At 66.4% G+C, this 24,955-nt stretch carries 25 protein-coding genes and 1 tRNA gene; 10 read left to right on the top strand and 16 right to left on the bottom strand.

Going from position 1 to position 24,955, the window contains the following annotated elements:
* Positions 1–16: 16 nt before the first annotated feature.
* Positions 17–400: an endonuclease domain-containing protein gene (locus ACW178_RS12195; RefSeq protein WP_287104287.1), complete on the bottom strand. Its 384-nt coding sequence runs from the start codon at positions 398–400 to the stop codon at positions 17–19.
* A 144-nt stretch (positions 401–544) separates the two neighbouring features.
* Positions 545–892 carry a hypothetical protein gene (locus ACW178_RS12190; protein WP_287104285.1) on the bottom strand — a complete coding sequence of 116 codons (348 nt, stop codon included), beginning with the start codon at positions 890–892 and terminating at the stop codon, positions 545–547.
* Between the two features lie 97 nt (positions 893–989).
* Here ACW178_RS12190 and gatB point away from each other — a divergent pair, with 97 nt between their 5' ends.
* Positions 990–2,492 carry an Asp-tRNA(Asn)/Glu-tRNA(Gln) amidotransferase subunit GatB gene (gene gatB / locus ACW178_RS12185; RefSeq protein WP_191554201.1) on the top strand — a complete coding sequence of 501 codons (1,503 nt, stop codon included), beginning with the start codon at positions 990–992 and terminating at the stop codon, positions 2,490–2,492.
* Between the two features lie 191 nt (positions 2,493–2,683).
* On the opposite strand, the gene ACW178_RS12180 is transcribed toward gatB, so the two are convergent.
* Positions 2,684–3,849, bottom strand: a protein-coding gene (locus ACW178_RS12180) for an IS3 family transposase (RefSeq protein ID WP_191559183.1) whose coding sequence is annotated in 2 segments (ribosomal slippage) — positions 2,684–3,591 and positions 3,591–3,849 — 1,167 coding nt in all. Because the reading frame shifts where the segments join, the coding sequence is not laid out codon by codon here.
* Between the two features lie 76 nt (positions 3,850–3,925).
* Between ACW178_RS12180 and ACW178_RS12175 the strand changes: the two genes are divergently transcribed.
* Complete coding sequence (locus tag ACW178_RS12175; RefSeq protein WP_492024607.1) at positions 3,926–4,273, top strand: glutathione binding-like protein; 348 nt, start codon at positions 3,926–3,928, stop codon at positions 4,271–4,273.
* Between the two features lie 172 nt (positions 4,274–4,445).
* On the top strand, positions 4,446–4,757 hold the full coding sequence (locus ACW178_RS12170; RefSeq protein WP_152950594.1) for a sel1 repeat family protein: 312 nt from the start codon (positions 4,446–4,448) through the stop codon (positions 4,755–4,757).
* A 19-nt stretch (positions 4,758–4,776) separates the two neighbouring features.
* Here ACW178_RS12170 and ACW178_RS12165 read toward each other — a convergent pair whose 3' ends face one another.
* On the bottom strand, positions 4,777–5,538 hold the full coding sequence (locus ACW178_RS12165; RefSeq protein ID WP_201462812.1) for a polysaccharide biosynthesis/export family protein: 762 nt from the start codon (positions 5,536–5,538) through the stop codon (positions 4,777–4,779).
* A 121-nt stretch (positions 5,539–5,659) separates the two neighbouring features.
* Between ACW178_RS12165 and ACW178_RS12160 the strand changes: the two genes are divergently transcribed.
* Positions 5,660–7,099 (top strand): GumC family protein, encoded by a 1,440-nt coding sequence (locus tag ACW178_RS12160; RefSeq protein WP_287103448.1) that lies wholly within the window; start codon positions 5,660–5,662, stop codon positions 7,097–7,099.
* A 65-nt stretch (positions 7,100–7,164) separates the two neighbouring features.
* Positions 7,165–7,866, top strand: coding sequence for a P-loop NTPase family protein (locus ACW178_RS12155; RefSeq protein WP_191559029.1), 702 nt, complete (start codon positions 7,165–7,167; stop codon positions 7,864–7,866).
* Here the strand turns inward: ACW178_RS12155 and ACW178_RS12150 are convergent.
* Genes ACW178_RS12150 through ACW178_RS12135 form a run of 4 tightly spaced genes read right to left on the bottom strand, consistent with a single transcriptional unit; the run spans position 7,863 to position 12,692 of the window.
* Entirely contained in the window at positions 7,863–8,792 is a 930-nt protein-coding gene (locus ACW178_RS12150) for a glycosyltransferase family 2 protein (protein ID WP_191559028.1), read from the bottom strand. The genes ACW178_RS12155 and ACW178_RS12150 overlap by 4 nt on opposite strands.
* Positions 8,792–9,733, bottom strand: a complete 942-nt coding sequence (locus ACW178_RS12145) for a glycosyltransferase family A protein (protein WP_191559027.1) — start codon at positions 9,731–9,733, stop codon at positions 8,792–8,794. The genes ACW178_RS12150 and ACW178_RS12145 overlap by 1 nt, the downstream gene beginning before the upstream one ends.
* Entirely contained in the window at positions 9,730–11,175 is a 1,446-nt protein-coding gene (locus ACW178_RS12140) for a lipopolysaccharide biosynthesis protein (RefSeq protein ID WP_191559031.1), read from the bottom strand. The genes ACW178_RS12145 and ACW178_RS12140 overlap by 4 nt, the downstream gene beginning before the upstream one ends.
* An 11-nt stretch (positions 11,176–11,186) precedes the next feature.
* Positions 11,187–12,692 carry an exopolysaccharide biosynthesis polyprenyl glycosylphosphotransferase gene (locus tag ACW178_RS12135; protein ID WP_191559026.1) on the bottom strand — a complete coding sequence of 502 codons (1,506 nt, stop codon included), beginning with the start codon at positions 12,690–12,692 and terminating at the stop codon, positions 11,187–11,189.
* 123 nt (positions 12,693–12,815) lie between these two features.
* Here ACW178_RS12135 and ACW178_RS12130 point away from each other — a divergent pair.
* Together ACW178_RS12130 and ACW178_RS12125 are read left to right on the top strand one after the other, a co-directional pair.
* Positions 12,816–12,907: transfer RNA gene (locus ACW178_RS12130), tRNA-Ser, on the top strand.
* A gap of 279 nt (positions 12,908–13,186) precedes the next feature.
* Complete coding sequence (locus tag ACW178_RS12125; RefSeq protein WP_492024606.1) at positions 13,187–13,891, top strand: hypothetical protein; 705 nt, start codon at positions 13,187–13,189, stop codon at positions 13,889–13,891.
* 6 nt (positions 13,892–13,897) lie between these two features.
* Here the strand turns inward: ACW178_RS12125 and ACW178_RS12120 are convergent, their stop codons facing one another.
* The 5 genes from ACW178_RS12120 to ACW178_RS12100 all read right to left on the bottom strand — a co-directional run bounded on the left by ACW178_RS12120 (position 13,898) and on the right by ACW178_RS12100 (position 18,363).
* Positions 13,898–14,125, bottom strand: a complete 228-nt coding sequence (locus tag ACW178_RS12120; RefSeq protein WP_492024605.1) for a hypothetical protein — start codon at positions 14,123–14,125, stop codon at positions 13,898–13,900.
* A complete protein-coding gene (locus tag ACW178_RS12115) occupies positions 14,122–14,430 on the bottom strand; it encodes a hypothetical protein (RefSeq protein WP_492024604.1) in 309 nt (102 codons plus the stop codon). The genes ACW178_RS12120 and ACW178_RS12115 overlap by 4 nt, the downstream gene beginning before the upstream one ends.
* A 17-nt stretch (positions 14,431–14,447) precedes the next feature.
* Positions 14,448–15,634, bottom strand: a protein-coding gene (locus ACW178_RS12110) for an IS3 family transposase (protein WP_433935296.1) whose coding sequence is annotated in 2 segments (ribosomal slippage) — positions 14,448–15,373 and positions 15,373–15,634 — 1,188 coding nt in all. Because the reading frame shifts where the segments join, the coding sequence is not laid out codon by codon here.
* Positions 15,635–15,684: 50 nt separating this feature from the next.
* On the bottom strand, positions 15,685–15,906 hold the full coding sequence (locus ACW178_RS12105; RefSeq protein ID WP_492024603.1) for a hypothetical protein: 222 nt from the start codon (positions 15,904–15,906) through the stop codon (positions 15,685–15,687).
* Positions 15,907–15,942: 36 nt separating this feature from the next.
* Entirely contained in the window at positions 15,943–18,363 is a 2,421-nt protein-coding gene (locus tag ACW178_RS12100; protein WP_492024602.1) for a DNA-directed RNA polymerase, read from the bottom strand.
* Between the two features lie 217 nt (positions 18,364–18,580).
* Between ACW178_RS12100 and ACW178_RS12095 the strand changes: the two genes are divergently transcribed.
* The 3 genes from ACW178_RS12095 (at position 18,581) to ACW178_RS12085 (ending at position 21,073) form a co-directional block, all read left to right on the top strand.
* On the top strand, positions 18,581–19,066 hold the full coding sequence (locus tag ACW178_RS12095) for a hypothetical protein (RefSeq protein ID WP_492024601.1): 486 nt from the start codon (positions 18,581–18,583) through the stop codon (positions 19,064–19,066).
* Positions 19,067–19,125: 59 nt separating this feature from the next.
* Positions 19,126–19,883 (top strand): IS5 family transposase gene (locus tag ACW178_RS12090; RefSeq protein WP_112862666.1). Its coding sequence is split into 2 segments (ribosomal slippage): positions 19,126–19,447 and positions 19,447–19,883, totalling 759 coding nucleotides; the frame shifts between segments, so codons are not numbered across the junction.
* A 32-nt stretch (positions 19,884–19,915) separates the two neighbouring features.
* A complete protein-coding gene (locus tag ACW178_RS12085; RefSeq protein WP_492024600.1) occupies positions 19,916–21,073 on the top strand; it encodes a tyrosine-type recombinase/integrase in 1,158 nt (385 codons plus the stop codon).
* Between the two features lie 169 nt (positions 21,074–21,242).
* On the opposite strand, the gene ACW178_RS12080 is transcribed toward ACW178_RS12085, so the two are convergent.
* The 3 genes from ACW178_RS12080 to ACW178_RS12070 are packed head-to-tail and all read right to left on the bottom strand — an operon-like array spanning position 21,243 to position 24,927.
* Positions 21,243–22,031 carry an acid phosphatase gene (locus tag ACW178_RS12080; RefSeq protein WP_492024599.1) on the bottom strand — a complete coding sequence of 263 codons (789 nt, stop codon included), beginning with the start codon at positions 22,029–22,031 and terminating at the stop codon, positions 21,243–21,245.
* A gap of 20 nt (positions 22,032–22,051) precedes the next feature.
* A complete protein-coding gene (locus tag ACW178_RS12075) occupies positions 22,052–23,620 on the bottom strand; it encodes an alkaline phosphatase D family protein (RefSeq protein WP_492024598.1) in 1,569 nt (522 codons plus the stop codon).
* On the bottom strand, positions 23,617–24,927 hold the full coding sequence (locus tag ACW178_RS12070) for a metallophosphoesterase family protein (RefSeq protein WP_287103715.1): 1,311 nt from the start codon (positions 24,925–24,927) through the stop codon (positions 23,617–23,619). The genes ACW178_RS12075 and ACW178_RS12070 overlap by 4 nt, the downstream gene beginning before the upstream one ends.
* Positions 24,928–24,955 lie beyond the last annotated feature (28 nt).

Genomic DNA, 24,955 nt, shown 5'->3' with positions numbered 1-24,955 from the left:
AGAGGGAGGGGCCCGCTCAACGCAGTTGAGTGGGAGGGTGAGGGACCGACCTCACCCGTCTCGAATGATCGCGGACCGCATCGGTGATCTGATGCGGCTCCCCCAGGGCCTGAGCATTGGTGAACCTTATGACGACCCACCCCAGCGCTTCGATGTCCAGCTGGCGATAATGGTCGTTCAGCACTACCTCGTCCCGCTCATGGACCGGGCCATCCAGTTCGATGACCAGCCTCAACGCCTCGCAGGCGAAGTCCGCATAGTAGCGATCAATCGGATGCTGCCGACGGAACTTGAACCCATCGCACCGCCCGCCGCGCAACAGAGACCAGGCACGCCGTTCCGCCAGACCGGACGTCTGTCTCAGCGTCCGCGCCCGATCCGTTCGCTCTTGTCTCGTCATGGTTGCGGCCCCATCTCCCGGCGGGAGAAGGCGGCCGAAAGGCTTAGGTGAGGGAAGACCATGCTATTGACGGCCGACGTCTGTCCCTCACCCTCCCACGCCTGCGGCGCGGGCCCCTCCCTCTCCCTCCGGGAGAGGGGAAGATTAGGCTTCCGGCAGCGCCTTCAGGTCGGCGTCAATGGCCGCGATCTTCTCGTCGGTGATGGCTCCCTGGGAGTAGGGGGCGACCTGGCGCAGGGTCATGCCCTTGAACTGGCCGTAGGCGGGATGCTTATCCATGCCGGGCAGGTGCTTCTCCAGCACGGCCTTGGTCGCCGGATCGTTCACCAGGGCCTCGATCGGGCTGTCGATGGTCGGATGGGCGTGATGCTCGGCATGAGCATGGTCTTGGGCCGGGGCCGGGGCCGGAGCCGGAGCCGGGGCGGTCTGGGCCGAGGCGGCGCCGACCAGCAGCAGGGAGGCCGCTGCGGCGGCGAAAAGGGTCTTGGACATGGGATTCTCCATTGAGGCGACCGAAGTTGAGCGCGATTTCGCGACACCCTCAAGACAGCCTCTTTCTCGCCGCCGCCTAGGGCGCTAGGACGACCCCATGACCGACACTGTTCCGAACCCGAAAACCATCAAGGGCCGCACCGGCGATTGGGAAATCGTCATGGGGCTGGAGATCCACGCCCAGGTGGCCTCCAAGGCCAAGCTCTTCTCCGGCGCCGCCGTCGGCTTCGGCGCGGGGCCGAACGAACAGGTCTCGCTGGTGGACGCCGGCTTCCCCGGCATGCTGCCGACCCTGAACAAGCACTGCGTCGAACAGGCGGTGAAGACCGGTCTGGGCCTGCGTGCGCAGATCAACAAGCGCAGCCAGTTCGACCGCAAGAACTACTTCTACCCCGACCTGCCGACGGGCTATCAGATCAGCCAGCTCTATTACCCCATCGTCGGCGAAGGCGTGGTCGAGGTGGAGGCCGAGGACGGCAGCTTCTTCAACGTCGGCATCGAGCGGCTGCACCTTGAGCAGGATGCGGGCAAGCTGATCCACGACCTGTCGCCGACCGAGAGCTATGTCGACCTGAACCGGGCCGGCACGGCCCTGATGGAGATCGTCTCGCGGCCTGACCTGCGCACGCCGGAAGAGGCGGTCGCCTACGTCAAGAAGATCCGGACCATTCTGGTCTATCTAGGCACCTGCGACGGCGACATGGAGAAGGGCAACCTCCGCGCCGACGTGAACGTCTCGGTCTGCCGCGCCGGCAACTATGAGAAGTTCAAGGCCACGGGCGACTTCAGCTTCCTGGGCACGCGCTGCGAGATCAAGAACGTCAACTCGTTCCGCTTCATCTCCCAGGCGATCCAGTACGAGGCGCGCCGCCAGATCGAGATCCTCGAGGACGGCGGTTCGATCATTCAGGAAACCCGCCTGTTCGATCCGGTGAAGGGCGAAACGCGGTCGATGCGCTCCAAGGAAGAGGCGCAGGACTACCGCTACTTCCCCGACCCCGACCTGCTGCCGCTGGACCTGGAAGAGGCCTGGATCGCCGAGATCAAGGCGTCTCTGCCCGAACTGCCGGACGACAAGCGCAAACGTCTGATGAGCCAGTACGGCCTGTCCCAGTACGACGCCATCGTGCTGATCTCGGAACAGGCCAAGGCCGACTATTTCGAGGCCGCCGCGAAGGGTCGCGACGCCAAGCTGGTCGCCAACTGGGTGACGAACGAGGTGTCGGCGCGTCTGGCCGCCGACGGCAAGGACTTCAGCGAGAACCCGCTGCCGGCCGCCCATGTGGCCCAGCTGGTCGAACTGATCGAGACCAACGTCATCTCCTCCAAGATCGCCAAGGAGGTGTTCGACCACGTCTGGAACGGCGAAGGCTCGCCGGCCGAGGTGGTGGAGAAGCACGGCCTGAAGCAGGTGACCGACACCGGCGCCATCGAGAAGGCGATCGACGAGATCATCGCCGCCAATCCGGACAAGGCCGCCGCCGTCGCCGAGAAGCCTCAGGCTCTCGGCTGGTTCGTCGGCCAGGTCATGAAGGCCACCGGCGGCAAGGCCAATCCGGCCGCCGTCAACGACATACTGAAGGCCAAGCTGGGGCTTTGACCTCCGGCCCCGCCCTCGTCTGACGAAACCTCTGAAAAAGGCCCGGAGATCGCTCTCCGGGCCTTCTTCATTCGGACGGCGTCTTCAGGCCCGTGTCGGATCAATAGACGTTCGAAAGGACGCTGGCGATCAGACCCGTCGCGACGGCGACCAGCAGAATGTTGAGGCGCCCCCCTCTGGTCCCTCGATCATTATGAGAGTCCAGGGGGTTGATAGCCGATCTGCTTCGCCGACGGGAGCGGCCGTGCGGCGGAGCTGATCAAGTTGCGCAGCCGAACGGCCGCGGGGTTCAGGCGCACCGCCTCCGGGGTCAGTCCCCCGTGCGCCGAGTGCGGCCTGACGTGGTTGTAGTCGATGCGCCAGCGCTCGATGACGGCGCGGGCCTCGGCCAGGGTGGCGAAGACCTCCTCGTTCAGACACTCGTCGCGGAGCCTGCCGTTGAAGCTTTCGACGAAGCCATTCTGCTGCGGCTTGCCCGGCGCGATGTAATGCCAGGCCACGCCGGTGCGGTTGGTCCATTCCAGGATGGCCCGGCTGGTCATCTCGGTCCCGTTGTCGCTGACGATCATGGCCGGACGCCCGCGTCGGGCGATCAGCCGGTCCAACTCGCGCGCCATGCGTGAGCCGCCGATCGAGGTGTCGACCACCAGAGCCAGGGCCTCGCGCGTGAAGTCGTCCACGATGCACAGGATGCGGAAGCGTCGGCCCCACGACAGACTGTCGGCCACGAAGTCCAGCGACCAGCGCTGGTTTGGGCCGTCCGGCAGGGCCATGGGCGCACGGGTTCCGGTGGCCCGCTTGCGGCCCCGTCGCCGTCGCACCGCCAAGCCTTCCTCCCGATAGAGCCGGAACAGCCGCTTCTTGTTCATGCTGAGGCCCTCCCGTTGCAACAGAATGCCCAAGCGCCGGTAGCCGAACCGGCGGCGCTCAGCCGCCAGGCTGCGCAGGCGCTCGCGCACCTCCACATCGCCCTGTTCAGGCTCGCGACGCACCGTCTTCGGATCGATCTGAACCAGCCCGCAGGCGCGCTTCTGGGAGAAGCCGCGCTCCGCCATCAGACGAAGCACGGCCGCTCTGCGCGCTGCAGGCCCGATCAGTTTTTTCCCAGAAGATCCTTCAGCGCCGACACGTCCAGCATCGACTCCGCCAGCAGCTTCTTCAGCCGCCGGTTCTCGTCTTCCAGCGCCTTCAGCTTCGTGGCGTCCGACACGCTCATGCCGCTGTACTTCGCCTTCCACCGATAGAAGGTCTGCTCGCTGATCCCGTGCCTTCGGCATACCTCCGCCGTCGGGCTTCCGGCCTCCTGCTCGCGCAGCACGCCTATGATCTGCGCTTCGTTGAACCTGCTCTTCTTCACGTCCGTCTCCTTGATGAAACGGACTCTCACTCAAAACGAGGGATCAGGAAGGGGGCGCCTCAAATATGCTCCGGCCATGATCAAGGATCAGCGCCAGATCGCCTACGGCGTCCGGCGCTATACGAACGAGACCCATCGTCTCTATGGCGTCATGGATCGCCGCCTGCGGGATCGAGACTATCTCGCCGGAGACTATTCCATCGCCGACATGGCCGCCTGGCCCTGGATACTGCCCAGTCTGCAAGGTCAGGATCTGGCCGAGTTCCCCCGTCTGGCGGCGTGGCTTGAGCGGGTCGGCGCCCGGCCGGCTGTCAGGGCGGGCCGAGCGCTTCTGGAAGACCGGCGCGGAAACGCCGGCGGGTCAGGAAAAGCGGCCGAAGCGGCGCGGGCCATCCTCTTCGGCCAGCGGGCGCGCACCGCGTAAACGACAGGTTTCCGAACGATTTCGGATTTATGAATCGAATCTGGAGTATTCATTCTCGCTTTACTGAAAAGTCCTGCGTGGGCTTTCGGCGTTAACTTTAACTTCAAACCAGCGGTATTTGATGCGTCATCAGAGACGGACCCAGAAGGGCGTTCGTTCAGGAGATGTGGTGATGCAAGCGCAAGAAATGGCGCACGACCTGGCGGCCGGCGCGCAGACGGATGAACTGCCCCTGCCGACCGCCGACATGTCGGGCGACGAGCTGTTCAAGCTGGGCATGATGTATTCGGCCGGATCGGGCGGCTGTCCGATGGACCGGGTCTCGGCCCATATGATCTTCAACCTGGCGGCCATGAAGGGTTCGATCGAGGCGCGCGTTTACCGCCGCGAGATGAGCCAGGAGATGGATCGCGAAGAGATCGCCGAGGCCCAGAAGGCGGCGCGCCGTTACATCGACACCGGCGTGGTTCGTCTGGTCGCCTGATGGCAGAGACGGTTACGCCTCAGAAGCTGGCGTAACCCGCGCCGTTCGAGCCGTTGATCGAATAGCTGAAGCCGATCGGCATGGCGGCGCGCACCTGGGTGAAGAAGGCGGCGAGTTCGCCAAGGGTCGAACGCGGCACGAAGATGATGTCGCCGCGCCTCAGGGCGACGACCTCGCCCCGCCGGGGACGCAGATCGATCACCCGCATCATGCGCGCGCCGCCAGGGCCGCGCCGGATCAGGGCCGCCCGTTCCGCCTTGCCTGTGGGCAGCAGGCCGCCTGCCTGAATGACGGCCTGGTGCGCGTCCAGGTCTCCGACCATTTCGATCACGCCCGGCGTGCGGACCTCGCCATCCACCCAGACCCGAATGGGCCCGGCCTGGCGCAGGGTCACCTCCACCGTCGGGCGCAGCAGTTGCGACCCATAGGCCGCAGACACCGCCTGTTCCAGCTCAGAGAGACTCCGATCCGCCGCCATGACCTGACCGATCAGGGGCAGGGCGACGCGGCCGTCCGGTCCGACCTTCAGCGTTCGCGTCAGTTCGGCGGCGGTGGGCAGGGCCACCTCGATCTCATCGCCGGGATAAAGCAGATATTCTGGCTCTTCGTCGGTCCAGTCGGCGAAGGGGATGTTGGGAAAATCCCCGCGGCTGGAAGGCTGGATCCTTTGCGCGCGGTCGCTGGGGCGGGGCATTCGGCCCGCAGCCCCGCCGCCGCATGCCGCCAGGGTGGCGGCGGCCGATCCGAGGGCCAGCAGGAACAGTCGGCGATCTGACGTCATGGAATCGGTTGGTCCGCCGGGAAAGAGGATGGATCACAGCCTCGCCCCTTATGGGTAACCGATGGTTAACGCCGGTCAGCGAAAGGTTGCGTCGATCAAGAGTTTCCTGGATTCGCTCGCCATGCGTTCGACGGCCTATGTCACGACCCGACCGCGCTACGGCGTGCTGGACGTCGTCGGACTGCTGTTCCGCGAACTGCTCTTGATGGTCGTCGTCTTCCTGCTGATCTTCGCCTTGGGAGCCGCCGCCGTCTTCACCTTGAAGAAGACCTATACGGCCCAGGGCGCCGTCTTCGCAGGCGTCGGCCAGGAATATGTCTATCAACCCCGTGTGGGCACGGCCGAACGGGGGCAGGCGCCGCAGGGCGACGAGGTGGCGAACTCCGAAGCGGCCATCCTCAGTTCGGGCCAGGTGCGCCAGCGCGTCATCGACGCCTTGGGCTCCCAGGTCATTTTGGGCAGGGCGCCCAAGGGCGCGCCGGAAAAGTCGAAGGCGGCGGCCAGCAAGGTGCTGGGCTCCAGCCTGCACGTCGCGACGGCGCCGGGCAGCGCGGTCATCCGCGTCAGCTACAAGGCGGATGATCCTCAGCAGGCGGCTCGCATCCTGAACAGCGTTATCGATCAGTATCTGGCCTATCGTCGCGAAGTCTTTCAGGACAAGACCCCGGCCATCGCCAGCCAGCGCCTTGCGTTTGAAGAGGATTTGAACGCTGCGGACCGGGCCTATGAGCAGTTTCTGACGTCGAACGACATCGGCGACTTCGCCGCCGCAAAGGCCACCTTGGCGGCGACCTATCAGACCACCTTCGCCGACCGGATGGCGACGCAGAGCCAGTTGAACCAGACCAGCCAGAGGCTGAGCACCTTGGTGGCGCAGCAGGCCAATACGCCGGCCGAGGTCGCCCTGCAGCAGGATCTGAACATCTCGGCCCAGGATCAGGTGCTGCAACTGCGCACAGAACGTCAGCAGCTGCTGTCGCGCTATCAACCCGACGCCCAGCCGGTGAAGGACATCGAGGCGCGGATCGCCCAGCTGCAAGCCTATGTCGCCAGCGGGACGGCGGTCGGGCCTAAGGAGGTTCGCACTGGACCCAACCCGGTCTGGACCGAGCTGGAGACGACCCGAATCAACACCCAGGCCGACCGTGACGCCCTGGCGGCCCGGTTGGCGGCGCTGGATCGGCAGCTCTCGGACATCCGGTCGCGGCAGGCGCGGCTGACGGCTCTGGAGTCCGAGAATGCGACCCTGGCGGGCAATCGCGAGGTCCTGACCGCCAATATCCGCGAGTTCCAGCAGCGCGAAAGCCAGAGCCGAGCGGACAACGCCCTGGTGGCGGCCGGCGCCGACAACGTCACCGTCATCGAGCGGGCCCAGCCGCCGGCGACCGGCAAGAGCCTGAAGGCGCCGGCCCTGGCCGCCGTTTTCCTGTTCGCCGCCTTCACCGCCCTGTGCATCGGCCTGCTGAGGATTTTCACGCGGCGGGGATTTTCGACGCCCGACTCGGTGCGCCGTACTCTGGACGTGCCGGTCCTGGCGGTCGCCCCCGCCAAGGCGCACTAGGTCGGTGGGGCTTGGGCGGGCGGCCATGATACTGTGGCGCGTGGTGGAGCGCGCGTAGCGATTCGATGGTCGATCTGACGTCCGAAATGGCCGGTCTGTGGGCGGCGCTGGGGCCGGCCCCGGCGCATCGCGCCCGGGTGATCCAGTTCGCCGCCGCCACGACCGGCGAAGGCGTCTCGACGGTCACGCGCGAATACGCCCGGCTGGCCGCCGTGCGGGCGCGAAAGCCGGTCTGGTTGGTGGACGGCGATCTGGCGCAGCAAGGGCAGCTTGAAGCCATCGCCGCCGAACCGGACCGGTTCGGGCAGCTGGGCAAGCCGGCCCAGGCCTCGCCCGATGGCTCCAGCTTCTTCGCGGTCACGCCGGCGCCGACGGGGCGGGACGGCAAGCCGGTTCCGCCGGCGCGCCTGCTGACCGCGCGGCCCTGCCTGGGCGGACGGCTGTGGACGACGCGGTTTCACATGGAGGCCCTGCGCTCGGGACACCGCGTCGAGGCGGTGGGAGAGCCGCGCTACTGGGACGCCCTGAGGCCGCACGCCGACACCATCGTCATCGACAGCCCGGCGGCGGACCGCAACGACATGGCGATCATTCTGGCGCCCTTCGTCGATATGACGGTTCTGGTGGTCGCGGCCGGCGGGGCGAGCGCGAGCGCCCCGGTCATCCTGCGCGACGAGATCGAGGCTGTCGGCGGTCGTATCGCCGGGGTGGTCATGAACCGTTCGACCTATAAGCCGCCCAAATTCCTGTCCCGGCTGGCGGGTTAAGCGGCTTTGCGAAGCATGGCCGCGCCGTAGAGCTTCGGCTCGAACCCCTTTGTCCAGAAGACCTTGCCCAAGCCGCGCGCCATGCGGTCCAAGGTTTCGGCGCGGGCGGGGCGGCGGAGCAGGGCGAGGGTCAGGGACGCAAGTCCCCAGACGGCGGCCTGGGCGGCGCCGATCAGCATCCAGCGGGAGACGCCAGGCCAGTCGCGGCGGGCGGCGGCCATCTGGCTGGGGCTCTGGCCATAGGCGAAGGCGCGCAGCAGGGCGTAGTTCAGGGTGGCGCGGTCGGGGGGCGCGAACTCGTCCACCCAGGCGTCGGCGGCCCAGCCGAAGCGGCCGCCGCGCGCCTGCAGGGCGGTGAACAGGCGGTCGTCCTCGCCTCCGGTCTCGTTCATGGCCGTGTCGAAAGGGGCGTCGCCGGGCAGGGCCGTGGCGCGGACCATCAGACTGTTGCCGCAGCCGTGGATCTGGTCGGTCAGGCCGGTCTGGGTCGGGCCGTCGCGGCCGAAGAAGCGCTCCAGATAGGCGGTGGTCCAGCCCGTGCCCTCGGGCACGCGGCCCCGGATCGGGCCGAACAGGACGTCGGCGCCGGTCTGGGCCTGGGCCTGCAACAGGGCGGCCAGCCAGCCGGGGGAGGCGGCCTCGTCGTCATCCAGGAAGGCGATCAAGGGGGCGTCCGTGGCGGCCAGGCCGACATTGCGGGCGGTGGCGACGCCGGGGACGGGGGCGTGGGCGTAGGTCAGGGAAACCGGCGCCTCGGCCCGCAGGCGGTCTATCAGGGCGGCGGCCGAACCGTCGGGGTCATTGTCGGCGACGACCACGGCGGCGATCCGGTCCAGCGACCCGACCTGAGCAAAGACCGAGCGCAGGGCCCGCTCCAGCATGACCGGCCGACGCAGGGTGGGAATGACGACGGCGACATTCCGCATCAGATCGCGTCCGCATAGACGGCCGCGCGGTACAGGCGAAGGGCGAAGGCGCGGGTGCGGGTCGGCAACAGGGGCGACAGGGCGGCGCCCCTAGCTAGGCGACGGATCAGGGGCAGGGACGGCAGGCGCTTCAGGGCGCGGGCGGCCTTGTAGCTGGGGTAGGTCTGGACGATCTCGGGGTGCAGGGCGACGACGCGGGCGAAGTTGCCGGCGCCCTGGTCGAACTTGCGCGCCAGGTCCGGCACCGTGTCCAGGCCCATATGGGTGGCGGGATTGTCGATGTGGACCACCTGGAACCGGCGGGCGACCCGCATGGCCCATTCGACGTCCTCCCACCCCCAGCCGGTGAAGCCGGGGTCAAAGGATTCGACGGCGAAGACGTCGCGACGCACCAAAAGATTGGAGGTGTAGACGTATTTCTCGGGCGTCCTGGCGCGCTGGGCGGCGCGAACGCACTCGCTGGCGCCGGACAGGGCGCGGTGGACGGCGAAGCGACGGTCGCGCGGCGCCTGCTTCAGCGAAAAGCCGCCGAAGGCCACGGCCGGATCGTCGCGCGCGATCAGCTCGATCCAGGTCTGGAGAAAGTGGGGGCTGTCAGGCTTCATGTCGCTGTCGAGGAACAGCCAGGAGCCGGCGCGGGCGGCGATGGTCAGCCGGTTGCGCCCCCGCGCCCGGCCTTCGTTGGCGGACAGGGTGACGAGGCGGGCGGGCAGGGCCAGGGCGTCCAGCGCCGCCTTCAGCCGGGCGGTCAGGGCGGCGTCGCCCGTGCCGTCGTCCAGCAGGATCAGCTCGACCCGGCCGGCGACGGCGGCGCCTTCCGTATCCAGCCGGCGCAGCAGGGGTTCGGGATCGTCGCGCAGGAAGGGGATCAGGACCGACAGCTCGGGCCGGGCGCCGACCCAGCCGGAGTTGTCGTGGATATCGGCGCGGGAGCCGCTCATGCCGTCGCGCTCCGTCGGGCCTTGATCAGTCGGTTCAGCACGTCGCGCACCCCTGCGGCGTTCAGCGTCAGCGCCAGGGCCGCATAGACCAGTCCGCCGACGCTCGCGTCCAGCATCAGTTCGATGAAACCGCCCAGCGGCGGAAGGCGCCAGACCACCAGGGCCATGCCTGTCGAGGCCAGGCCGCAACGGACCAGGGCCTCCCACGGAATGGGCAGGGCGATGGCGCGGCGGCTTATGAGCAGACAGGCGACCAGGCCTATGGCGAAACTGAGGGCCGTGGCGACGGCGGCGCCCAGCACGCCCAGCCGGGGGATCAGCACGAGGTTCAGGACGACGTTGGCGACGGCGGGGACGGCCATGGTGACCAGCAGCAGGCCGGTCTTCTTGCCCAGGGTGAAGCCGAAGCCGAAATAATAGGTGACAATGCCGGACAGAAAGGCCGAGGCCGCAATCCAGGGGGTGACCAGGGCGGCGGCGACGCGCAGCTCGGGCCCGATCATCAGCTCGGCCAGGGGGCGGGCTACCAAGGCCAGGCCGACGGCGGCGGGCAGGCCGATCAGGATCAGGGTCGAACCCTGTTCCAGGGCCGTCTGGCGCAGGGCCTCGCGACCGCCGCGCTCCAGGGCCATGACCATGGCCGGGGCGCCGGCCGCGCCCAGCCAGATGAACATCACGTCCAGGGTGCGGTTCGCCAGGCTGTAGCTGGCGTGATAGGCGCCGACCGCCGCCGCATCCAGGAAGGCCGCCAACAGGAACCGGTCGGTTGAGGCCAGGACCAGGGCCAGGGTCAGCGACGCCGCGATGGGATAGCCGTAGGCGGCGTAGGCCTTCAGCCGCGCACGATCCACGGTTCCGCCGGCCGACTGGCGCAGTTCGCCCGGCAGGATGAAGGGCAGGGCGAACAGGGGGGCGATCATCAGCCCCAGCATGGGAGAAGCGGCGCCCGCGCCGGCCAGGGCGAACCCGGCCCCGACCAGAAAGCCCAGGACGGCGACGGCCATATCCACCGTGGCGGCCTTGGACACCTCGCCGGCCGCGCGATACCGCTCCTGCGCCAGCTTGGCCAGGTTGCGGATGGGCGCTCCGGCCAAGCCGAAGGCCAGGGCCAGTTTGAAGGCCGGGCTTAGGGGCAGAAGCCAGACGGCGAGGGCGGCGACCGGCGTGAAGACGGCGATGACGGCGAAGGAGGTGCGGTACAGGCTGGCGAAATGGGTCGCCAGGCCGCCCGGCGTGCGCTCAGCCGCCCAGAAGCGGGCCATGGCCGCCTCCAGCCAGCTGAAGCTGACGGTATGGGCCAAACTGGTGACAGAGAAGGCCAGGGCGTAGCGGCCGAAATCCTCGGGGCTGAGCAGGCGGGTGAAGACGACGATGGTCAGGAAGCCGACCACGCCCTGAACGATCTGGGCCGGCAGATAGCCCCAGACGCCGCGCCAGAACATGCGTTTCTCGCTCACCTGACGGCGGTCCGGTCGCCCAGCAGAACGGGCACGGTGATAAGCAGGATCCACAGGTCCAGCCAGAAGGACTGGCGCTGGATATAGTCGATGTCCAGCTCGACTCTGCGGCGCACCTCGGCCTCGGTGTGGACCGGGCCGCGCGAGCCCTTGACGGCGGCCCAGCCGGTAATGCCGGGCTTGATGCGGTGACGGTGGGCGTATTCGGCCACCATAAGGGCGGATTCGGTCTCGCCGGTCTTCATGCCGATGGCGTGGGGCCGGGGACCGACCAGAGACATTTCGCCGGACAGAACATTGAAGATCTGGGGCAGCTCATCCAGGCTGGTGGCGCGGATGAAGCGGCCGACGCGGGTGACGCGGTCGTCGTCGACGGCCACCTGGCGGCTTGCGGTGGCGTCGGCGGCGGCATGGCGCATCGAGCGGAACTTCCACACTATGATGGCCTCCTGGTTGAAGCCGTGTCGCCGCTGGCGGAAGAAGATCGGCCCAGGACTGTCCAGACGCACCGCCAGGGCGATCAGAATCATCAGAGGCGCCGAGGCGATCAGGGCCAGGCCGCCGATCACCAGATCCTGAAGCCGTTTGACGAAGGCCCGGCGCTCGTCGCTGGGCGTGTTGCCGAGCGGCGCCAGGCGGCCACCGGCCAGCCGCTTGAGCGCATCGTCGCGGCCGGCTTCGGAATCGACCAGGATGGCCACGGGCGTGGGCAGGGTCTCCAGCCGACGGGCCAAGTCGCGCCCGCGCGGCCCGGCCTCAGGGTCGATGGCCAATACGATATGATCGACATAGGGCAGCATCCGGTGGCTCAGCAGGGCGTCGGCCCGGCCCAGCACGGGCACTCCGGCCAGCCGGCTGGGCGAACGCGCCAGCCGATCGTCGAACACGCCCAGGACGTTCAGGTCCCGCCGCTCCAGCGCGCGTTCGATCAGGGCCTGGGCGTTTCGGGTGGCTCCCACGATGACGATGTTGGGCGACAGGGCGCCCTGGCGGCGCCAACGCCCGACCAGGATCAGCCACAGACCGTGGAGACCGGTCAGGGCCGCCGCCGCCGTCAGGCCCCAGGGGAGGACCGGACCCAGCCCGTCGCCTTGCAGCGCCCAGCCCACAGTCACGGCGGCCGCGATCGCCAGCGCCAGGGCCGCGAGCACCGCCGCCAGATGGACCAGGGGCGACCGCTCCGGCTCGAATCGATACAGGTCCAGGCCCCGCAGCAGGGCCAGAACCGTCGTCACTCCGACGGCCAGGGGCAGGACGGCGCCGACCGGCAGGATGCGGAGATCAATCGACTCCAGCGCCCACAGGACGAGCGCCGCCAGGCCGACGGCGATCGTCACGTCGAGGGCGCGAAACCAGTGGGCGGCCAGGCGCACGCTGGAGCGACGGCGCGCGTTCAGCCAGACCTCGGGCCGGAACGGACCCCGCTGGGCGCGCGCCTCGCCCGCGTCGCCCGGCGGCGTCGCGGCGGCGGTCGCGGCGAGAGAGGAGGCGCAGTCAGGCATGGATATCCGTGGCGTCGTACAGCCGCCACCCTGCACGCTCGGCCCTCTATGTGACGTTAACATCGTCGTTTCGCGCGAAGCGGATTGCACGACGCATCAGGCTCCGCTATCGAGCCCTTCGCTGGAGACGTGGCCGAGTGGCTGAAGGCAACGGTTTGCTAAATCGTCGTACCCCGTAAGGGGTACCGAGGGTTCGAATCCCTCCGTCTCCGCCATTCATTCCCCGAAAAATCAGTAAGTTACGGCCATCTGGCCGGATCGTGCCGTGCCAAGCGGGTCAAATGGCCCGGTTTTGGCACGGTTGGCACGGTTTCAGCGGGGGAATCTGCCCCTTTGGCACGGTTTCCCCGCTTCTTATTTTCGTAAACGAAATCAATCTCGTGCCCGACGTTTTGGCACGGTTGGCACGATTTTCAGTCCCGTGCCGAAGGGCTTGGCACGGTCTGGCACGGTTGGACCTTGCGAAATCAGGATCGAAACACGAACATTGACCAATGTTCGATACGATCCACGTCACCGACGAAGAAATGGACGCCCTACCTGATGGCGTCGCCGGGTTCTTGGCCTTCGAGTCGATAGTCCGAAACCGCTTGAACGAGATCGGGAAGTCCGAGCAGGACGGTCTACCGTCGCTCGATCAACGATACTCGTATTTCAGCCACATCGCAGAGGCGGCCGACCACTTCGGCATCGACAGCATCAAAGATTTGCGTATCGCCCCCGGCAACTCGTGGGGCTACGACGAAAGCAAGAAGACAGCGCAGCAGATCGACTCGGAGGTCATGAAGCTGCGGTTCAAGGCCCGCCGTCAGCGACAGGAAACGCACGTTGAGCTTTCCCCTGCCCGGAGAGAGACGATCCAGCATCACATCGCGCAGCTTCGCGTGAGGATTGCTGACAGCGACCTTGATACGAAGAAGCAGGAAGCCTTGAACAAGAAGCTCGACGAGCTTCTTGCCGAACTCAATGGGACCAAAAAGGTGGACCTCGCCAAGGTAATGGTGATCCTCGGCTCTATCGCGACGTTCACGGCTGCGATGCAGCAGAACATCATCAAGTTTCCCGAGACGATGGCCACCATCGCGTCGCTGCTGGATCAAGAGAAGGAAGAGGCTGATGCCAAGCGGCTGACGCACACGCCGACCCGCCTTATCGAAGACAAAACCTCAACCCCTGCCGACGACGACATTCCGTTTTGATCTCGCCTAATCCATTCGGCCGTGCCGCAGGAAGTAGGCTTCGGCGTAGTCCGCCGCCTCGGTGATCTCGTTCTCCAAAACGATCAGGGCATTCTCCAACTCGTATAGCCGGGTCCGGGTCTTGCTGATCTCGGAGCGGGTGTTCTGGGCGTTCATGTCCGCCCGAGTGAACAGGGCCATCTTCTGCGCCAGCATCCGGGGCGTCAGTTCGGCGTCGGTGTAGCGGCCCGTCATGCGCCTTCCTCCCAGAACATCTTGAAGAGGATCGCGTCACGGTCGCTGGCGAACTTGAACCGCGCGATAGCAGTCGGCGACGCCGACGATCCAACCACCCGAGACGTGAACTTAAAGCGGTCATTGCAGTTCGCGAGGCACCACTTCTCATGCTCTCTGAACTTGAGAAAATGACGCTCATAGCCTGACACCATTGCAGTGACGGGCACCTCGTGGGGGAAGTCGGCGGCCTCCTTTGCGGCGGCCGCATCCATACGGGCCTTGAACCGATCAAGGTAGGCGTTGATGTCGATGGTGTTGGTCATGACGTGCCTCTGAATTTTCATCCAGCGGCGACCAGAGTCCTTGGGTTAGTTACGCCTCGCAGCGTGGGATGAGCAACAGGCCGGACCGCGCAGCTTTCATCCTGCGCAGCGGGTCGGCCTGTTGCGGTCAGACTGGCGGCAAAAGCCTCCGGGGTGAGGTAGCCGATAGACGAGTGCGGCCGGCGGGTATTGTAGTCCAGCGCCCAGGCAGCGACCTTCTGGCGGGCGTGATCCAGACTGAAAAACAGGCTCTCGTTGAGCAGTTCGTCGCGCATCCGGCCGTTGAAGGATTCCACAAACCCGTTCTGGGTCGGCTTGCCCGGCGCGATGTAGTGCCAGTCGACGCCATGATCCTGCGCCCAGGCCAGGATGGCCGTGGACGTGAACTCCGTGCCGTTGTCGCTGACGATCATGGCAGGACAGCCCCGCCGAGCGATCAGCGCTGTCAGCTCACGCGCGACCCGGCGTCCCGAGATCGAGGTGTCGGGGATCGCCGCCAGGCACTCGCGGGTGACGTCGTCGACCACGTTGAGAATGCGGAAGCGGCGGCCCGTGGCGAACTGGTCGTGCACAAAGTCCAGCGACCAGCGGGCGTTCGGCCTGGCCTCGACCAGGATCGGCGCCCGCGTGCCGATGGCCCGACGGCGTGAGCGGCGCTTGCGCACCGTCAGGCCTTCCTCGCGATAGAGCCGGTAAATCCGGTTCTTGCCCGAAGGCTCGCCTTCACGTCGCAGCAGCACGAACAGCCGGCGATAACCGAACCGTCGCCGCTCGACAGCCAGGGCGCGCAGCCGCTCCCGCAGCGCCGTGTCTGGCGGGCGGCAAGAGCGATAGCGCACCGATTTGCGGTCGGCCTTGATGATGGAGCAGGCCCGCCGCTCGCTGACGCCGAACGTCGCCTTCACATGGGCGACGGCCTGGCGCATCGCCGCGGGCCCTACCACTTTTTTGAGAGCAGATCGTTCAGCGCCGCCTTGTCGAGCATGGCGTCGGCCAGCAGGCGCTTCAGCTTTCCGTTCTCATCTTCCAGGGCGCGCAGGCGCTGGGCGTCCGACACGCTCATCCCGCCGAACTTGGCTTTCCAGGCGTAGATCGTGCCTTCCGACACGCCGTGCTTGCGCGCCAGCTCGCCCGCTTTGGCGCCGGCCTCGTTCTCCCGCAGGATCCCGATGATCTGCTCTTCCGTGAATCTCGCTCGTTTCATTCCGTCCGTCCTTTCAAGGGCCGGACTCTAGCTCCACGTGGAGGAAATTCTCAGGGGCACGTCAACAGCATTCGCTTCGCGCTGTTCAGGGCGTCGTGGCCGTCGATGCCAATGGCGTCGGAGATCACGGCGGCGACCAGAAACAGAGCGCGGACCTGATCGGACGGGTTGGCGTCTTGGATGCGAGACAGCAGTGCGAAGGCTGGCTCGCGCAGGAGGGCGACCGTCGAATCCGTGCGGACGCGATCACCGATGGAGGGCAATGGGTTCATGGGATTGGTTCGAGTGTTCAATAGCTGGCCCATGGATCACGCGAACAGGTAGGGGCTGCGTCGAACCTGCTGGATGTCGAAGTCGCCAAGGGCCGGGACCGGCGGGATTTTGTCGGCCCATTCCGGCGGAAGCTGCGCGATGAACTCTTCTCGAAACACCTCAAGCCAGTTGGTCTCGTAGAGTTCGGCGAAGGTGTCGCGGAGGATGTTTTGGAGGTCCGACACGCGGGCGGCGTGGACGCCGAAGCTGTCATGGACCACGGCCAGCGAGCGGATGTCGTGGTCGTAGCAACGGTTCGCCACGCCCATCAAATGCGAGGCGTCCATGCTGTGGATCAGGTTCGGACTGATGCCGTTCGCCTGACGCTTGCTGTCCAGTTTGGACAGTTCGTTCCTGACCTGTAGCCGGATGCGCTGGCCCTTGTAGACGACGCGGATCAGGTCGGCCTTGCGGCTCTTGTAGACTTGGAGGACGGGCAGTCCCGTGGGGGCCGTCCAGCGGATCGGGACACCGGCCTTGGTCATGATCGACGCGACGGATCGCAGCCACGCCATGGCCTCTGCGGCGGCGACGACCGTGCCTTGCACCCCGTCCCAGATTTCGGCCGCCATGTAGCGGGCGGCCAGATAGTTGTCGGCGTCGAGGTAGGGCTGACCGGCGCCGTCGATCTCTCGGAGCGTCTGGAGAATCTGATCGCAGTAGCCGTATTTCGTGGCCGAGTAGGTGAAGGTCATGACCGGCCGTTTGGTGATCTTGCGCGTGACCTTGTTGCCCTTCCACGCCGTGGCGGCGGGATCGTAGCTGTCGTTCACTGTGGCCTGAACCAGACGCGCCACGTCGCTGTAGATGTCTTGCGGTCTGTCCCCCGGTTCGAGGTTGACCGCCTTGGCCCCGATGGGGTCGCGGAGCATGGCCGAGAAATGCTGCAAGCCGGAGTTCGACCCGTCGAGGCTGACCGGCAGATGACTGATGAAGTCGGGGCCTTCGCTGATGTAGCCCGCCCATTCCAGACAGGCGGCGAGAGCCATGAAGGGGCTGTCAGCCGTCGCCCAGAACCTTTGACCGTCGAGAGGGTCGGCCGCGCTGTCGAGGATGGCGGCCTGATGATCGCGGACCCATTGCACCCGCTCGTCGAACGGCACCTTGTCGATGCCGAACAGGCCCGCGATGTGGATGGCGAGCCAGCGGGCGCCGTCCTCGGTGATGGGGTGGCCGTGGGCGAAGGTCAGCAGACCCTTGGCGACATCATCGCCCTGTGGGTGAGGTCCGCCGGTCGCCAGCGGATAGATGCGGCCTCGGAAGTCGAGACTGTGGGGGAAGTAGATTTCCTCTTCGGCCGCGAACTTGGTCGCCACCCAAAGACGCTGCGACAGGGCCAGACGTTTGCTGACATTCTTCGCGTTCAAGTCATGAATGTCCGAAGCCTCGCGTTTCCAGCGGTTCGCGGCTTCTTCGTTTTCTGCGTAGTCGGCTGGGCGGGGCGGGACCGGGATGGGGTTGCGCGCGGGCAGGTCGCCAAGCTCGCCGCCGCTGTCCCAGATTTCGCGCATGATCGCGAGGACCGGGCCGTTGATCTTCCACGCCGTCTCTTGAACCGCGTTCACCGCGTCGTAGACGCCGGGCATCATCTGATCGCGAAGCTGCTCGTGGTAGGCGGCGTTCGCTTGTTTCACGAGGCGGTTGCCCGGCTGCTTGGTGACATAGCCGCCCTTGAACGGCGACGACCAACGGCGCGGGCGCACGATCATCGGGAGGCTGATCGGCTCCAGAAGTTCGCAGCGGGCGTGTTGCTGCTCCAGCCACTTGTGAACCGCCTCGGTCGGGCGGACATACTTGGTGCGCTGGCCTTGGCTCTCGATGGCGAACAGGCCGGTCGCGTCGCAGAACAGTTCGATAGCTTTGACGCCGGTGCGGATTCGCATCGCGAGCGGGAACGCCTGATCGACGCCATGTTCGGTCATGACGTTCTGGATTTTCCGCTTCATCTTCGCCGAGCGGACGCCGTGCGCCTGAACACGCAGCACGCCCTTGAAGACATCGGCGCGGGCGCGGCGAAGGCTCTCCATCTGGCCGTGCTCGATGATGGCGTCGGCGACGGCGATGGCGGTCGCGGTCAGCTTCTTGCCCTCGGCTGCGGCCGACAGGATCACGCGGCCGGTCAGATAGGCGGCCTCTTCGGGGCCGACACTGGAGAGGATCAGAGCGGCTTCCGGGGTCCGGGCGCCGCCGCCGTGGTTCACAACATCGCAGAACGACCGGATCGCATCGGCGGTCGGGTGGATCGCCAGCCGCAATAGCTGACGGCCGGGCGGCAGATCGCCTTCCTCGTCAGTGCTGGATGGTTCATGTCGCCACGGCAGGGGGCGACGCGCGCGGTATCGGCTTGCACCAAGCGCACGGCTCTCATCTTCCAGCGCGATTTGACGCGCCAGTCTGTCTTTGAAGGTTTCTCGCACCTCATATTTAGCGAGGCGCGGCGGGCCTTAAAGGCGGCGAGAAAGCCGACGAAACATCAAGTGCCACTCTTTGCGTTGACAACATCTAATGGGGCGTGGCACACAGGCTTTCCCGTGAACTCACACATAGGAGGCCACCATCCTGACCCTGTTCTCTATTGAGGAAATGGGTGACTCAAGGCAATCGTTTGGCAAACCCGTTCAAGGATCGCCACCGATGCCGCGTCGCCGCAAATCTCCCGAAGAAATCCAAGGCTCCGTCGTGGAGGGCGTGGACCTCATCGAGCCGAGCCGTCTCAAGGAAGGCGCGGGAGAGTTCATGGCCTTGGCCAAGGCTCTCCAGATTCTGGTCCACGAAATCCCGGCTCGCACGTCGCTCCGGCAGGTCTACGCTTTCGTGCTGATCGTCGAGGCGAACAGCCTCGGCAGGTCGATCATCATCAGCGACCTCAAGGAGATCGCAGGGGCCGACAACACCGGCGAGCCGATCTTCGGCCAGTCCATCGGCCGTTCGTATCAACTGCTCATGGAGCCGACCAAGCGCGACCCGGATGGGCTGGGCTGGATCAAACTCGAAACCGACGAAGACGACCAACGCCGCAAGATCGTGCGGCTGACCGAAAAGGGGGAAGCCATCGCAAACCACCTCCGTCGAACCGTAGCAACTGCCACCAAGGTCGGAGATCATGGCGTTTCAGGCTAGGCTCAGGACCCATTGAAGTGAGGCGTGCGATCTGATTCAGGCTCCTGAGGAGTCTGGATATGAGCGACCTGTATTGGCTGACGGACGAGCAGATGGCTCGGCTGGAGCCCTTCTTCCCCAAGAGCCACGGCAAGCCGCGCGTTGACGACCGCCGGGTATTGAGCGGGATCATCTTCGTCAACCGCAACGGCCTGCGCTGGCGGGATGCGCCGTCGGCCTATGGGCCGCACAAGACGCTCTACAATCGCTGGAAGCGGTGGAGCGAGGCGGGCGTCTTCGTCCGGATGATGGAGGGCCTGTCCGGCGCCCAGACCGAACGTCGGACTGTCATGATCGACGCGACCTATCTGAAGGCGCACCGCACGGCTTCGAGCCTCGCGGTAAAAAAGGGGGCCTCGGGCGGCTGATCGGACGCACGAAAGGCGGCATGAACACCAAGCTTCACGCCGTGACAGACGTCAACGGAAGGCCCATCAGCCTCTTCATGACAGCGGGTCAGGTCAGCGACTACATCGGCGCTGCCGCTCTCGTGGACAGTCTGCCCCGCGCCCAGTGGCTGCTGGGGGACCGGGGCTACGACGCCGACTGGTTCCGGGACGCCTTGCAGGCCAGGGGGATCACGCCGTGCATCCCTGGCCGCAAATCCCGGACCGAACCCATCCGCTACGACAAGCGACGCTACAAGCGGCGAAACCGGATCGAAATCATGTTTGGCCGCCTGAAAGACTGGCGACGGGTCGCCACTCGCTACGATCGCTGCCCGACCGTCTTCCTGTCCGCCATAGCCCTCGCCGCCACAGTGCTGTTCTGGCTATGAGTCCTGAGCCTAACATCGAAACCGCATGGGACGTGAAGCAACGCCCCAACGGCATCTACATCGTCGAGTTCAAGGGCGATGACGGTCAACGTCACCGCGTCTCGACCAAGACCCGCGACAGGCGGACGGCGATCATGATGGCCCCGCAAATCGCCCTTGGCATTTCCGCCGAGCAGATGGCGAAACCCGTCGTGAAGAAGGGCGAGGACGGCAAACCCAAGGGCATGACCATCAACGACCTGTTCGACCACTGCGAAAAGACGGTCTGGAAGGCGCATCGCTCCCAAGCGACGCTGAAATCCACAGCCAGAATTCTTCGCGAGGTCTGCGGCGATGACTTGATCTGCGAGCTTCACGCTTTCCGGCTTGAAGAGATAGCAGAGGCATTGGCTTCGCGGGGCGGTCGCAAAGGGGGGCGGGCCGCTCCGGCGACTGTGAAGCGAAAGATGGAAGTCCTGTCGGGTGCGCTGGACAAGGCGACCAAGATGCAGGGACCGGACAAGAAGCCGATCCTCTTCGCCAAGCCGCCGTTCCCCTCGATCAAGGTCAACAACATTCAAGAGCGGACGCTAACCAAGGCCGAGGTCACGGCCATCTTCAAGGTGATCGGGGACTACGAGATCGAGAACCCGGCGCACGACTGGAAGCGGTTCGGCGCCTTCGTCCGGTTCCTGCTCGATACGGCTTGCCGCAAGGGGGAAGCCCTGATGCTGCGGGACGAATGGATCACCGTCGATGGGGACGGGGACACGATCATTTCTTGGCCGCGCTTCCGTGACGCCACCCCGGCGGAACTGGCGCGCACGGGCCTCGACAAGATCGAACGGCTCAAGAACGGCAAGGCCAAAACGCTCCCGGCGTCACAAGCCATCGTCGATATGCTTCCCATGCTTCGGATGCTGTCGCCGGATGGTCGCCTGTTCCCGTGGCACACATCGACGATGGACTGGAAATGGCGCCGGGTCCGTGAGGGCGTGAAGAAGCTGGGGCAGAACATCGACGACGTGAAGTTCCACACCTTGCGTCACACGACGATCACCGACATGCTTCGGAACAAGGAGAGCCTGACTCTGGTCAGCCGCTTCGCCGGGCACAGCAGCGTGAAGATCACTGCTGACCGCTACGGCCACATCATCGCCGACGACCTCAAGGGACTGGTGAAAGGTAAGCAAGAACGCGATGCCGCATAGTGCGTCAACGCAATCTTAGGAGAAGTCACGGGTAATCGTGCCGGCTTGGCACGGTCCCGTTGACCAAAAGCCCGGATTTGCTGGATTGTGTGGCACCGTCTCCGCCACCTCCTTGGAAGCATGAGTGAAACGGAAGCTCGCCCCGGAGCTGTTCGCCTGCGTCCAGTCGTCAGCGCTCAGCCTCTAGGCGCGCCGCCTCCAGTTCATTGCGGGCTATTCTGAAGTCGGCCTGGAAGGCGGGATTCGCCTTCAGGGCGGCGACCAGGGCGGCGCCGACCAGGCGGCCGGCCTCGACGTCGCTGGCGTAGTGGACGCCGCAGATCATTCGGCTGTCGCCATAGGCCAGGCCGCGGGCCAGGACGGCGTCGGCGCGGTCCGGCGCCATTTCAGCCAGGACCAGGGCCCAGGCCCAGCCCAGGGCGGCGTGGCCGGAAGGATAGGAGCCGCTGTTCGCCAGCCAGGGCTCGGGCGGGAAACAGGTTTCGGCCGGTTCCGTGACGAAGGGACGTGGGCGGAAGAAGCCGCGTTTGGCGGGGGTCTGGACGATCTCAAGGTCCCCCAGCATCCGGCCCAGGAGCCGGGTCAGGGTCGGCATGCGCGCGGGCTCGAACCGAATGCCGAGCGCCTCGTCAAAGACCCGAGGCGCGGTCGGCGTCTCGATCTCATTGTCGGCGCGGGCCTGATCCCAGCGGGGCGTGTCCTTCAAGGCGCGGGTGGCGCGGTACCGGTCGACGTCATCCTGATCGCGCAGCGACCCGGCCTCCGGCGGGGGCGGCAGGAAACGGGAGGCGTCAGGGGCCGCGCCTGCGGTCAGATAACCCTTCGGGTGATCGCGGAAGCCGGTCCAGAAGGTCGGGGCGGGAGAGGGGCTGGAGGCGCATCCGGCCAGCACGATCAACGGGGCGAGCGCCAGGGCCGCCGCGACGGCGCGGCTGCGCCGGGACAGGATTCGAATCATGAAATCAACTCTGGAAGGGATCAGGCCGGCTGGGCCCCGGGGCGGCCGTCCTCGACGACCCAGCGATTCAGGGTGGAGACCGACGCCTTGGGATCGCGCACGTCGCTGATCGCCTGGTAGCGGGCGATCATCCGCTCCGGGGTGATGTCCATCGCCATATAGCCGCGCACGCGGCTTTCGAAGAAGCGGATGTGCGGATTGGCCGGCATGGCCGCCATCAGCCCCTCATAGGGCGGGCCGCCGGAGGTGATAGAGGTGCCCACGAACTCGGTCGCCACCACCGGCGAGGTCTCGTCGCGGCTGTCCAGCAGGACGTCATTGGTCCAGAAGGAGTGATAGTCGCCGGACAGGACCACGGGATTGCGCGGCTTCAGCTGATGCAGGGCCTGGGTCATGCGGTCGCGAGCGGCGGGGAAGCCGTCCCAGGTGTCGGTCCAGTAGCGGGTCTCGCCATTGGGGTTTTCGAACCGGAGCCCGGCCATGACCAGGTCCTGGCCCAGGATGGTCCAGCGCGCGTCGCCGCCCCCGAGACCGTCGTACAGCCAGCGTTCCTGGTCGAAGCCCAGGAAGGTGCGCGACGGGTCGGTGCGGTCCAGGCACAGGCTGTCGGGCACGATCTGGCCCTTGGCCCCGCCTTCATCGACGCAGGCGCCGCGCGACCGATACTGGCGTCCGTCCAGCATGAAGAACTCGGCCAAACGGCCGTAGCGGACGCGCTTGTGAATGGGCATCTGAAGCCGGCGGTCCAGCCGCGTGCGGCGGATCGGCATGGCTTCATAGAAGGCCTGATAGCCGGCGGCGCGGCGGCGCAGGAAGTCGTCGGGCCGCCCGCCCTCGTCGGGCCAGACGCCGGAATAGTTGTTCAGCACCTCATGGTCGTCCCAGGTCACCAGACAGGGAGCGGCGGCGTGAAGACTTTGAAGGTCCGGATCGGTGCGGTGCAGGGCGTAGCGGTTGCGATAGCCGGCCAGGGTGGTGGCGTCCTCAAAGCCGTAGTGTCGCACCACATTGGCCGCTCGCGCGCCGGTGCGGGTGTATTCATAGATATAGTCGCCCAGGAACAGAGTCAGGTCGGGGGCTTCATCGGCCATATGGCCATAGGCGCTGAAATAGCCGACCTCCCAGTTCGAACAGGAGGCCACGGCCAGTTTCAGCCGATCCACCTCGGCGTAGGGCGCCGGCGCCGTGCGCGCCAGGCCGACGGGGCTGCGCTGACCGGCGGCGGTGAAACGGTACCAATAGGGGCGACCGGGACGCAGGCCCTGAACCTCGACATGGACCGAATGGGCCTCGGCGGGCTGGGCCGTGGTTCGGCCCGCAGCGACGATGCGGTTGAAACCTTCGTCGGCGGCGACCTCCCAAAGAACCTCCATCGGCTCGCCCAGACCGCCCAGGCCGTCCGGCGCTATGGGATCGGCGGCCAGGCGGGTCCACAGAACGAAGCCGTCCGGCCAAGGGTCGCCGCTGGCCACGCCGAGGGAGAAAAGATCGGCGCCCGCCTGGGCCCGGCCGAACCGGAGGACGACCGGCGCGGCGACCAGCCCCCCGATCAGGGCGCGGCGCGACAGTCGATCGTTCAGGCCGATCATCGCCCGGCCTCTTCGGCGCCGGGGCCGAAGCGGGCGCGGAAATCTTCCAGGCGGATGACGAAGTCGTCGGCGGCGACAAAGGCGTCGTCCGTCATCTGGGGCTGTTCATTGGGCTTGTAGCGACGGGCGTACTCGGCCTGGTCGGACGCATAGACCCCATAGTAGGTCGAATAGGTGCGGACCCGCACGGTCGGGACATCGCCGCCCATGTCGAAGATCATCAGCCGCAGCCAGCCGTCGCCGATCCCCGGCGCGCGGCCCGGCGCCAGGCCGGCGTCGAGCGCCGTCTGATTGCGGTCCTGATAGTCGGACAGAAGCTGATAGACGGCGCCGCCCTGTCGATTCAGGTCGGTACGGAAGGCCTGGCCGTTATGATGGCCGCTCAGCACCATGAAGATCTGCGGATTGCGGCTGATCAGCTTGTCCCACACGCCCTGGGCGCTGTTGTCGAAGGGATCGAGGGCGTTCAGATCGACGACCGGATGGGCGCGGCGCTGGCCGGTCTTGTCGATGAAGTCGTGGGTGGTGATCAGGGTCGGCAGGCCGGCGTGGGCGTGGATGACCGTCTCCGCCCATTTCAGGCTGGCGTCGGACGGCGCCATCTGCAGGCCGATGTGCAGGAAGCGATAGCCGCCCGCCTCGAAGACCTGGGCGCTGTCGGCGCCGTCGTCATGAGAGGCCACATACCAGGGCCGGTCCTTGAAATATTTCGAGGTCGCGCCGAAGGCCTGGGTGAAGGCGGTCAGGCCGCCGATGTGGATCATGCCCAGACGACGCAGGTCGCCCGGCGGCGCCGTCAGATCCTGGGGCCACTGCTCGTCCCACCATTGGCCGTCATAGTCGTGGTTGCCTGACACGACAGAGAAGGGCAGGACGCCGTCGATCCGGTCGTAGGCCGCGATGGCCGCCGGGATTTCGACATTCCGCACGCCGTCCGCCCAGGCCGCGACCCCCGCGCCTGACGGCGCAGGGCGAGGGCGGAAGCCCCGGGCCGCGTGGTCCGGGTCAATTTCGATGATCGGGTGCTGCCAGACATCGCCCACGGCGGTCGCGAAGACGATGTCGCCGCCGCGCGACACGGCGTTGTCGGCGATGAATTGAAGCTGCTGATCCATCAGGTCGCGGGCGTCGAAGGCGAAGCCCTCCGCACGCTGATGGGTGAAGTCGACGTAGTTCTGAGTGTCGGGAATGACGGCGATGGTGAACCGCTGCGGCGCCGGTTCGGCCATGACGGCTCCGGCGGTCAAGGCGGTCAAGGCGGCGAGGGCGGCGGCGGTCCCGCGCAGACGTGTCCAGGGGAATTGCAAGGCGTGTCTCTCCCAACGAAGAAGGGCG

The organism is Brevundimonas sp. AVps4 (assembly GCF_058681525.1).
Note: the sequence above shows the minus strand (reverse complement) of the source record. Positions and strands in the feature narration are given on the sequence as shown.

Bases quoted from the DNA above. Each gene is read 5' to 3' on its own strand.
- ACW178_RS12145 (WP_191559027.1), bottom strand. From the start codon at position 9,733: ATGAGCGGCTCCCGCGCCGATATCCACGACAACTCCGGCTGGGTCGGC.
- ACW178_RS12105 (WP_492024603.1), bottom strand. From the start codon at position 15,906: ATGAACCCATTGCCCTCCATCGGTGATCGCGTCCGCACGGATTCGACG.
- ACW178_RS12075 (WP_492024598.1), bottom strand. From the start codon at position 23,620: ATGATCGGCCTGAACGATCGACTGTCGCGCCGCGCCCTGATCGGGGGG.
- ACW178_RS12080 (WP_492024599.1), bottom strand. From the start codon at position 22,031: ATGATTCGAATCCTGTCCCGGCGCAGCCGCGCCGTCGCGGCGGCCCTG.
- ACW178_RS12165 (WP_201462812.1), bottom strand. From the start codon at position 5,538: ATGACGTCAGATCGCCGACTGTTCCTGCTGGCCCTCGGATCGGCCGCC.
- ACW178_RS12135 (WP_191559026.1), bottom strand. From the start codon at position 12,692: ATGCCTGACTGCGCCTCCTCTCTCGCCGCGACCGCCGCCGCGACGCCG.
- ACW178_RS12120 (WP_492024605.1), bottom strand. From the start codon at position 14,125: ATGACGGGCCGCTACACCGACGCCGAACTGACGCCCCGGATGCTGGCG.
- ACW178_RS12125 (WP_492024606.1), top strand. From the start codon at position 13,187: ATGTTCGATACGATCCACGTCACCGACGAAGAAATGGACGCCCTACCT.
- ACW178_RS12175 (WP_492024607.1), top strand. From the start codon at position 3,926: ATGATCAAGGATCAGCGCCAGATCGCCTACGGCGTCCGGCGCTATACG.
- ACW178_RS12155 (WP_191559029.1), top strand. From the start codon at position 7,165: ATGGTCGATCTGACGTCCGAAATGGCCGGTCTGTGGGCGGCGCTGGGG.
- ACW178_RS12160 (WP_287103448.1), top strand. From the start codon at position 5,660: ATGCGTTCGACGGCCTATGTCACGACCCGACCGCGCTACGGCGTGCTG.
- ACW178_RS12150 (WP_191559028.1), bottom strand. From the start codon at position 8,792: ATGCGGAATGTCGCCGTCGTCATTCCCACCCTGCGTCGGCCGGTCATG.
- ACW178_RS12190 (WP_287104285.1), bottom strand. From the start codon at position 892: ATGTCCAAGACCCTTTTCGCCGCCGCAGCGGCCTCCCTGCTGCTGGTC.
- ACW178_RS12095 (WP_492024601.1), top strand. From the start codon at position 18,581: ATGCCGCGTCGCCGCAAATCTCCCGAAGAAATCCAAGGCTCCGTCGTG.
- ACW178_RS12195 (WP_287104287.1), bottom strand. From the start codon at position 400: ATGACGAGACAAGAGCGAACGGATCGGGCGCGGACGCTGAGACAGACG.
- ACW178_RS12170 (WP_152950594.1), top strand. From the start codon at position 4,446: ATGCAAGCGCAAGAAATGGCGCACGACCTGGCGGCCGGCGCGCAGACG.
- ACW178_RS12115 (WP_492024604.1), bottom strand. From the start codon at position 14,430: ATGACCAACACCATCGACATCAACGCCTACCTTGATCGGTTCAAGGCC.
- gatB (WP_191554201.1), top strand. From the start codon at position 990: ATGACCGACACTGTTCCGAACCCGAAAACCATCAAGGGCCGCACCGGC.
- ACW178_RS12140 (WP_191559031.1), bottom strand. From the start codon at position 11,175: ATGTTCTGGCGCGGCGTCTGGGGCTATCTGCCGGCCCAGATCGTTCAG.